Source organism: Acinetobacter sp. YH12156, assembly GCF_013418235.1.
GTDB classification, from domain to species: Bacteria; Pseudomonadota; Gammaproteobacteria; order Pseudomonadales; family Moraxellaceae; genus Acinetobacter; species Acinetobacter pseudolwoffii.
Genome location: NZ_VPCL01000025.1, coordinates 1 through 7,290 on the forward strand (window position 1 = coordinate 1; position 7,290 = coordinate 7,290).

A 7,290-nucleotide genomic window follows, 5' to 3' on the forward strand; every position below is an offset into this window, starting at 1 on the left:
CCGCAGTTGACTCTTTCGACACCCCTGCGATGCAACCCAATCCGGCTGACGGGGAGCCAGCAACGCTGAAAATTTACCCTCCTCTTTCCCACTAGCGGCTCCTTTTCCGACAACCAGCACGGCGGATAAGATATGAGTCCATAAGTCTCTCTTATATTTTTAATTTGATGATTAGTGAGCTTTCCTAAAATTAACATAATACACCTTATACGAAATGCGTTATAATTATCCTTATAATTCAACGCTGTAGTTTCTAGTTGATAGCCCATCTTCCCCAAGTTGGGCTTTTTTTATAATTTTTCACGTTCCACGCTTATTATTTGATCAATGTTTCACGACTTTGATTAGGTCAATTGAATAATCAGGATGCCTGGTCTTTTTCTTTTTGGCGTTCATCCAGCTCTTTTTTGAGTGCCTTTTTATCCTGGTACGATGCAATTAGCATGATCGGGATCAGCAGCGGGGCCACAATAATTCCCAGGGCAATGTCTTTCAGTTTCGGCATGATCTCTCTCCCTTAGTCATTATCAAAAACAGCATTTAGTACACGGCCAAATAAACCACGTTTTTTAGGTTGTGGCACTGCCACATTTTGCAACGTGGCATGCTGTAGCGTTTGGCTATGGTGTGCTGTAGTTTCTTGCTGTGGCACTGCCACGTTTTCTACAATATTTAATTCATTATTCTTTTTATTATCATTGTCTTGTTGTGTTGTCGCATGCTGTGGCATATCAGTGTCGCATGCCGTAGCATCTTGTTGTGGCGCTGCCGTGGCGGGTGCAACAGTTTTTAACTCAATAAGCGTCTGCATACGGTCGATTTGCTGCATTAAACGCTCTTCACGTTCTTGGTATTTTTTAACTTCATTTTCTAAATGAATAATGAGTTTTTTTGTAGATTCATCGTTATCTGATTTAGATGGTTCAATTTGTTGAGATATTTGCTCAGGCTCCCCAAAGCATCTAATCACTTCCGAAAGGTCAAATTGACCATCACTAGAGCGTGATAAACGCCCATTACGTACAGCTCTATAAATGGTTGACCTATCAATATGAAATTTTTTAGATACTTCACTTAGCGATAACTTAGCCATTTACGGTGTCCTTTTTATTTGATGGCATGTATCCCACTTTTTTTAGGTATGGGGATAGTTCTTTGATTTTTTCAGAGTCTTGTAGCATCTCAGCAATACGAACAGCAAATTGAGGATAGCTTTCAGTTCCTTGTGAATAGCGACCCATTTCAGGGAGTTCTGAAAGTTTGTTTGCAAACATATGCCGTTGAGCATCGGTCATCTTTGAAAAAAGGTCTAAGGTATTCGGATCTCTTTCTATTGATGGATTATCCTTTTTCTTCTGTTTAAACGTAAAAGAAAAACCTGTAATTGTTCGACCTTTTTTATGCTGTTCATATTTTACAGTGATATCCGTATGCTCATTTATTTGTTTAATAGCAAGCTCAAGTACACTAGTTTTAAAGCGCTCCATACGCTTGTACTCTGTATCGAGTACACCAATTCTTTGACGGAAATCACTTAGCTCTATAACTGGAGTAGAACCGGTACTTCTCCAAGCAATTAATAGTTCATATAAGCGGACAGCATAAGCACTACTGAGATTACTAACTTGCTGTAATTCATATTTAGTAAAATGCTCTTCTAAACGTGTAATTAATGGGACTATGGCGGGGGCAAAGATAAGCTTAACCACTGCTTCATTATCTACATATCCAATTTCACTAACCCAACGGGATCTATAGTTCTCAATATTCCCTCTTTCATTTATTTTTTGATAACTAAATTGTCTAGCAAATAAATCATTACAGGCATCTTTTAATGCTTGATAGGCAGTATTGCGATGTACACCAAATTGATTGATATAGCCTTCGGCATGTACTTCAAGGGGATCATTAGCATTAATCCCTTTCCCACTTTCCCTTGCTTCAACAATAGCCAATAAAATTAAACGTTGTTCTACTAAGTCCAAGTTATAGCTTGCATTGATTAAGGCATTGTCTTTTACCACTAATTCTCTCATGAAGCACCAGTATTAATTATTATGCTATGACACAATAATTAATTTTAGTGCTATAAGCAAGGTAAACGGTGTCATATTGCAAGGTAAACGGTGTCATATTGCAAGGTAAACGGTGTCATATTGCAAGGTAAACGGTGTCATATAACCCTTAAAAGCATTGTGAACAAAGGCTTTCAGCATATCTAAAAGCATTTAAAAACTTTAAAATAATTAAAAGCCCAAATCATGAAAAATTGCCCTTGGTTTTCGCTTCGCTCAAACTCTATTGAATCTCGCTTTCGCTCGATTCGTCGGGGCAATTTTTTGGCTCATCTCGTTGTGACTTCAATAAAAAGCAAAAGCACGATGAATTCGCTTCGCTCATAGAGCTTTTTTACTCGCTGCGCTCTATCTAGACTCAATTTTCTGCACGTGATTTACGCTTATTTAGGCTTCACAGCCTAAAAAGCTGTTTTTCAGAGGGTCTAAGCGCGAATTTCAGCGATTTCACTCGTAGACACTCGTTCTGTACCTTTCACTGTGAATTTGAGCTTAAATCGCAAACAGGCAGCATTTAGAGCTATATTTAAAGAGGACTTAGATTAATTCCTTATCATTTGTTCCATGATCAAATTTAAATTTCTCAGGTCGCTTCTGTAGCTTTTCAAGATTTCTTTGAGCATTCGTTATTTTTTGGCTAGAACTAGAAGCAGTATCCAGGTTCACTGATTTTTCTATTTTATTTGAATGTGGCTTTTTTTCACTGATTCCCATTTTACTCAAATTTCGTAAAACTGAACTGTAAGAAATATTGTTCGCTAGCTCAGGTAAATCAGCGTGGATTTCCTTAATTGTATAACCAGCTTCTAGCCGTTTTTCTATTTCTGGTAATACAGAGATGATGAATTTCTTAGCGCCATGTCTGGTGACCATAATGACTTCCTCTTTCTTTGATTTATGCAATTATGTGCAACTATATGCAATTAAGAGCTTTTATACGATTTTATATGAAATTATCTGCAATTATAAGCTTTTAAATGGTTTTTATTCATTTTGATGTGCAATTATATGCGTTTATGTGCAATTGAACTTTCAGTGATATTGGCAAGATGTGTAATGTTGACCAACATGCAAGCATGATTGGCCCACCATTACGCCCACTTATTCGCTTTCAGCTCAACGTGGCATCTTGTCCTGCGGAGCTTTTGGCATAGCCAAAATGTACTGGAAATCAAAAAAATGACTGAACAAAAAAAGCCGAAACGGATACGCCAAAAAGTAATTCAAGTTGTGGTAACTGAAGCTGAAAAAAAAAGAAAATTGAAGAAAGTGCGGCCCAGGGAAATTTGTCGGCTTCTCAGTATTTGCGTGATTTAGGATTGGGTTACCAACCTAAAAGTCTGACTGATATAAAAACAATCCAGGAAATTCGCAGCCTAAAATCAGATATGAATAAAGAGGGTGGACTACTGAAAAACTTAATGAATGGGGAGCTGACTGATCCGAAAGAGATCAGATCTAAAGTAAACGGGCTGCTGCTGGATTTTTCTAAGAATCAAAATTCGATTGATCTATTCATTTCTAAAGTCAGATCAGCGATCAAGTTTTAAAAAGGTGTAAGGTGTGTGACCTTGTATAGTGGCGTTAGCCTGAATTTCGCATAAGAGATTTTATGTTAAATAATGGTTTTTATATGATCTAGTATTTCTAAATATAAGTGCAATTTTACTAAGGTTGCTTAGATGCTATGGAATCTAAATATCTAAATTGTTCATCCCCCTTTACTTCATTTTCATGTTTAATCACCGCTATTAGTAAAACTATGGTCATAGCCCCAGCTAGATAGGTGATCTTTTTTCTCATGATTTCCTTATAGTGAAATTCTTTTTGCTTATTTTATATAAATCATAAAATTGTGATATATACCAATCTGCTAGGCAACTTAGTCCTATTCCAAATAACCCAAAAAATCCGATATCTTTGTAAGCTTTAACCCACAAAAATTGGGGGATAGTTTTCGAAATAGAGTCTTTGATAAAATAGTAAAAATCAATAAATACCTACTTTTTAAACTATTATCATTGAGAGAATATTACAAAGTTGCTTAAAAAAGCCGACTTGGAAACAAGTCGGCTTTTCGACATCGTCGAGCACATTTTTTATATCATAAATTTCCGATTTTTATAATTTTCAAAGTCTATCTTTCAGCTCTTTATACAACAAAGCCGAACTGAATTAAAAATAGAAATGTAGTTGAGCTGATGCTTGCTCATTTCTTTATTTTTAGTAATTGAGGTGAACATACTGTCAGTACATGGTAGTTATAAGTAACGTGTAACTTTGTTTGCACAAAGATTTGAGTTATGCCAAGTGATGGATTGATTTGTACTTAAAATTTTAAGCTTATCCACTTGCTTTGCAAGCCACTACACTTTATTTACAATCCTATGTTGTGGAAGTAAGGGATCTTGTACTCGCCCAGTATGTTCAACTTGATTATATCTAAAGGACTATTAGGCTTCAATCAAATCAATTTTCCAATTATTCGACTGAATTAACACGTTTAAATCACGTAATTTAAGACTAATATCATCAGCTTGTTTTTGTAATGATGAAACTGGAATAACTTTATGCCACTTTATTTCCCGCGTACTATAACGATCAGATTCACGAGATGTATTACTTATTGCTGCAGTTAGGGTTTTATGCTGTTCTACAAATTCATCACGCAAAGTCAATAAAGCAAGTAGAGAACGGCCATCATTTAATTTTGTTAAAGCATTAGTTTCATGAATTGCATAACTTAATTTTTGAAATTCTTGAATTAAAGAAAATACTTGTTTTAGTAGTTCATTTGGATCTTCAGATGGTTGATCACCATCTTGTACCAATACATTTGCATTGATACGTTGTTTTAGTGAAATAATTTTTTTTTGTTGATCACTTCGAAGTAAGAGAGCTTCTGCTAATTTCATTTTTCACCTATTAACCAATTAGAATTAAGTTTTAAACAGCTTATATCCTCATTCTTTAAAGATCAAAAAAATTGCTTTTTTATCTAACTAAAAGGTGTCTACAAAATCGGTAGCTATTCATTTTTTAAATTTTAAGCCTAGACCAGAGTCTAGGTTTTTTCATTTCGTATAACAGCCATTATCTTAAATGGGAGGGGGAGATTAAGCTAAAATTAGGGTTTTAATTTAGAGAAAGTAATGTCTCAGATAAAAATTTATGCTTTAGATGAAACTATAGAATTACATCGTGATAATTTAAGTAAAGCTATCCATCAGGCTTTAGTTAAAGAATTAAAATACCCTGAAGAAAAAAGGTTTCAACGTTTTATTCCACTAGAATCCAAAAATTTTATATATCCAGCAGACCGCAGTGCATCTTATATAATTATTGAAATTTCCATGTTCGATGGACGAACAAAAGAGACTAAAAAAGCATTTATTAAGACTCTATTCGAAAATATAAACAATCTATGCGGTATTGATTCAAATGATGTTGAGATAACTATATTTGAAACTCCTAAAGAAAACTGGGGAATTAGAGGGGAAAATGCGGATGAACTACAGTTAAATTATAAGGTAAATGTTTAAATTTCCTAAAATTAACATAATAGACGTTATACGAAATGCCCTTGATCAAGGGCATTTTTAGCCGCTACTTAACGTAGAATATCTTATGCAAAGTGAAAAACGACGGTCTATTGTCCTCGTTTCATATAACATTCATTATTTCAACTGAGGATAAAAAAGCTTTAAAACGATTTTTTTTGAGAAAGGAACAAGAAACAAAAGACATGGATAAGCAATAATCCAATTAATCATCCATTGTGAAAAAACAATTGATAATAAAAATTTATCTTCATTTAAAGCTCCTAGAATAGCGTTAATGCCACTCATAAAGAATGAGACAAAAAGGGGAATCAAAAACCCCTGTAATGATAGCTTGTTCATTGATTATTAAGATTTAAAATATTCTTGAACTTTTAAAATATTTTTTTGAAATATCATTAAGAGTTTCTAATATAAGATTAGAATCTTGACTGATTAGAGCAATATTAAGTTCAGACATATAATCAATTAATTGGCTTTTTGCTTTTTTTGCAAATTCAGGAGTAACTTCTTGATCTTCGTACAATAAGACGTAGTTCTTCGCAAACCCATAAATAAGAAATAAGGCCGAATTATCTAAATTATTATTGTTGCCAATTTCTTGCTCACATAAAATTTTTAACTGCTTGAAAGCATCTGTTCCATTTGGTAAAGCTTTAAAGTTTTCAAATATAAATTGGAATTTCATTTTGGGGACTCACTTAAAAAGAAACTCTACAGCTTTAGTCACTCCCAATCAATATCTAATTTTTCCAAAATTAATATGATACGTATTATACGAACTCCCAAAGCATGGCTTTCAGTCATGCTTTTTCTATCAAAAGAGTATAGCTGAATGATAGCGAGCCAAATCGCATACAATATCTATCATTAGACTTAATGTAATAATTAAATGATAGTGTTATCATTAATCTAATAGAATTAAGATTAAATGATAGAAATGAATACACGTATTTATCTACGAGCTTCAACTAAAGATCAAGATGCAGAAAGGGCTTTGCAGATTCTTCAGGATCTAAACCAAAACTTGAATTTGGGCGAAACCATTGTGTACGTGGAAAACTATAGTGGTACGAAGTTAGACCGGCCTGAATTGAATAAGCTACTGTCAGAAGCAAATCAAGGTGACACCTTGTTGGTTGAAAGTATTGACCGATTATCACGCCTAACCCAACAGGATTTTCAAGAGCTGAAGCGCAGGATTCAGGAGAAAGGACTTCGATTAATTGTGGCAGATCTTCCTACTACCCACTCTATTGTAAACAAGACATTTTTATCTTTTATATTCAATGGCTTATTTTCCTGCTAATTGGTAATACCATGAAAAATACCATGCTCAGAAAAGGCTTAACAATATTTTGAAAAATTGCCTACTGAGCGCTGCCGCACAGCTCCATAGGCCGCTTTCCTGGCTTTGCTTCCAGATGTATGCTCTTCTGCTCCTGCAGCTAATGGATCACCGCAAACAGGTTACTCGCCTGGGGATTCCCTTTCGACCCGAGCATCCGTATGATACTCATGCTCGATTATTATTATAGAAGCCCCCATGAATAAATCGCTCATCATTTTCGGCATCGTCAACATAACCTCGGACAGTTTCTCCGATGGAGGCCGGTATCTGGCGCCAGACGCAGCCATTGCGCAGGCGCGTAAGC

General features: G+C 35.0%; 8 protein-coding genes and 3 pseudogenes. 4 read left to right on the forward strand and 7 right to left on the reverse strand.

Features of this window, described 5'->3' with window-relative positions; all coding sequences use genetic code 11:
• Positions 1-361: 361 nt before the first annotated feature.
• From FTU87_RS14715 to FTU87_RS14730, 4 genes are all read right to left on the reverse strand, one after another.
• A complete protein-coding gene (locus FTU87_RS14715) occupies positions 362-505 on the reverse strand; it encodes a hypothetical protein (RefSeq protein WP_001125247.1) in 144 nt (47 codons plus the stop codon).
• Between the two features lie 12 nt (positions 506-517).
• The gene (locus tag FTU87_RS14720) at positions 518-1,093 is read right to left on the reverse strand and encodes a plasmid replication DNA-binding protein (RefSeq protein WP_180097740.1); all 576 of its coding nucleotides are present in this window, start codon (positions 1,091-1,093) and stop codon (positions 518-520) included.
• The gene (gene repM, locus FTU87_RS14725) at positions 1,086-2,036 is read right to left on the reverse strand and encodes a replication initiation protein RepM (RefSeq protein ID WP_180073049.1); all 951 of its coding nucleotides are present in this window, start codon (positions 2,034-2,036) and stop codon (positions 1,086-1,088) included. Before repM ends, FTU87_RS14720 begins: the two co-directional genes overlap by 8 nt.
• A gap of 576 nt (positions 2,037-2,612) precedes the next feature.
• A complete protein-coding gene (locus FTU87_RS14730) occupies positions 2,613-2,948 on the reverse strand; it encodes a hypothetical protein (protein ID WP_002124970.1) in 336 nt (111 codons plus the stop codon).
• A 306-nt stretch (positions 2,949-3,254) separates the two neighbouring features.
• On the opposite strand from FTU87_RS14730, the pseudogene FTU87_RS15260 reads away from it, so the two are divergent.
• Positions 3,255-3,625 (forward strand): annotated as a pseudogene (locus tag FTU87_RS15260) (LysR family transcriptional regulator).
• 903 nt (positions 3,626-4,528) lie between these two features.
• Here FTU87_RS15260 and FTU87_RS14735 read toward each other — a convergent pair.
• A complete protein-coding gene (locus FTU87_RS14735) occupies positions 4,529-4,990 on the reverse strand; it encodes a DIP1984 family protein (protein ID WP_000761345.1) in 462 nt (153 codons plus the stop codon).
• 237 nt (positions 4,991-5,227) lie between these two features.
• On the opposite strand from FTU87_RS14735, the gene FTU87_RS14740 reads away from it, so the two are divergent.
• Positions 5,228-5,617: a tautomerase family protein gene (locus tag FTU87_RS14740; protein WP_180070474.1), complete on the forward strand. Its 390-nt coding sequence runs from the start codon at positions 5,228-5,230 to the stop codon at positions 5,615-5,617.
• A gap of 135 nt (positions 5,618-5,752) precedes the next feature.
• Here the strand turns inward: FTU87_RS14740 and FTU87_RS14745 are convergent, their stop codons facing one another.
• Both FTU87_RS14745 and FTU87_RS14750 read right to left on the reverse strand, forming a co-directional pair.
• The gene (locus tag FTU87_RS14745; RefSeq protein WP_004733276.1) at positions 5,753-5,977 is read right to left on the reverse strand and encodes a DUF2798 domain-containing protein; all 225 of its coding nucleotides are present in this window, start codon (positions 5,975-5,977) and stop codon (positions 5,753-5,755) included.
• Between the two features lie 13 nt (positions 5,978-5,990).
• Positions 5,991-6,323 (reverse strand): hypothetical protein, encoded by a 333-nt coding sequence (locus tag FTU87_RS14750; RefSeq protein ID WP_180097742.1) that lies wholly within the window; start codon positions 6,321-6,323, stop codon positions 5,991-5,993.
• A 243-nt stretch (positions 6,324-6,566) separates the two neighbouring features.
• Here FTU87_RS14750 and FTU87_RS14755 point away from each other — a divergent pair.
• Both FTU87_RS14755 and FTU87_RS14760 read left to right on the forward strand, forming a co-directional pair.
• Positions 6,567-6,896 (forward strand): annotated as a pseudogene (locus FTU87_RS14755) (recombinase family protein); the annotation flags it as partial.
• A gap of 285 nt (positions 6,897-7,181) precedes the next feature.
• Positions 7,182-7,290 (forward strand): annotated as a pseudogene (locus FTU87_RS14760) (dihydropteroate synthase); the annotation flags it as partial.

Excerpts from the sequence above, each read along its gene's own strand:
- FTU87_RS14715 (WP_001125247.1), bottom strand. The coding sequence starts at position 505 with ATGCCGAAACTGAAAGACATTGCCCTGGGAATTATTGTGGCCCCGCTG.
- FTU87_RS14720 (WP_180097740.1), bottom strand. The coding sequence starts at position 1,093 with ATGGCTAAGTTATCGCTAAGTGAAGTATCTAAAAAATTTCATATTGAT.
- repM (WP_180073049.1), bottom strand. The coding sequence starts at position 2,036 with ATGAGAGAATTAGTGGTAAAAGACAATGCCTTAATCAATGCAAGCTAT.
- FTU87_RS14730 (WP_002124970.1), bottom strand. The coding sequence starts at position 2,948 with ATGGTCACCAGACATGGCGCTAAGAAATTCATCATCTCTGTATTACCA.
- FTU87_RS14735 (WP_000761345.1), bottom strand. The coding sequence starts at position 4,990 with ATGAAATTAGCAGAAGCTCTCTTACTTCGAAGTGATCAACAAAAAAAA.
- FTU87_RS14740 (WP_180070474.1), top strand. The coding sequence starts at position 5,228 with ATGTCTCAGATAAAAATTTATGCTTTAGATGAAACTATAGAATTACAT.
- FTU87_RS14745 (WP_004733276.1), bottom strand. The coding sequence starts at position 5,977 with ATGAACAAGCTATCATTACAGGGGTTTTTGATTCCCCTTTTTGTCTCA.
- FTU87_RS14750 (WP_180097742.1), bottom strand. The coding sequence starts at position 6,323 with ATGAAATTCCAATTTATATTTGAAAACTTTAAAGCTTTACCAAATGGA.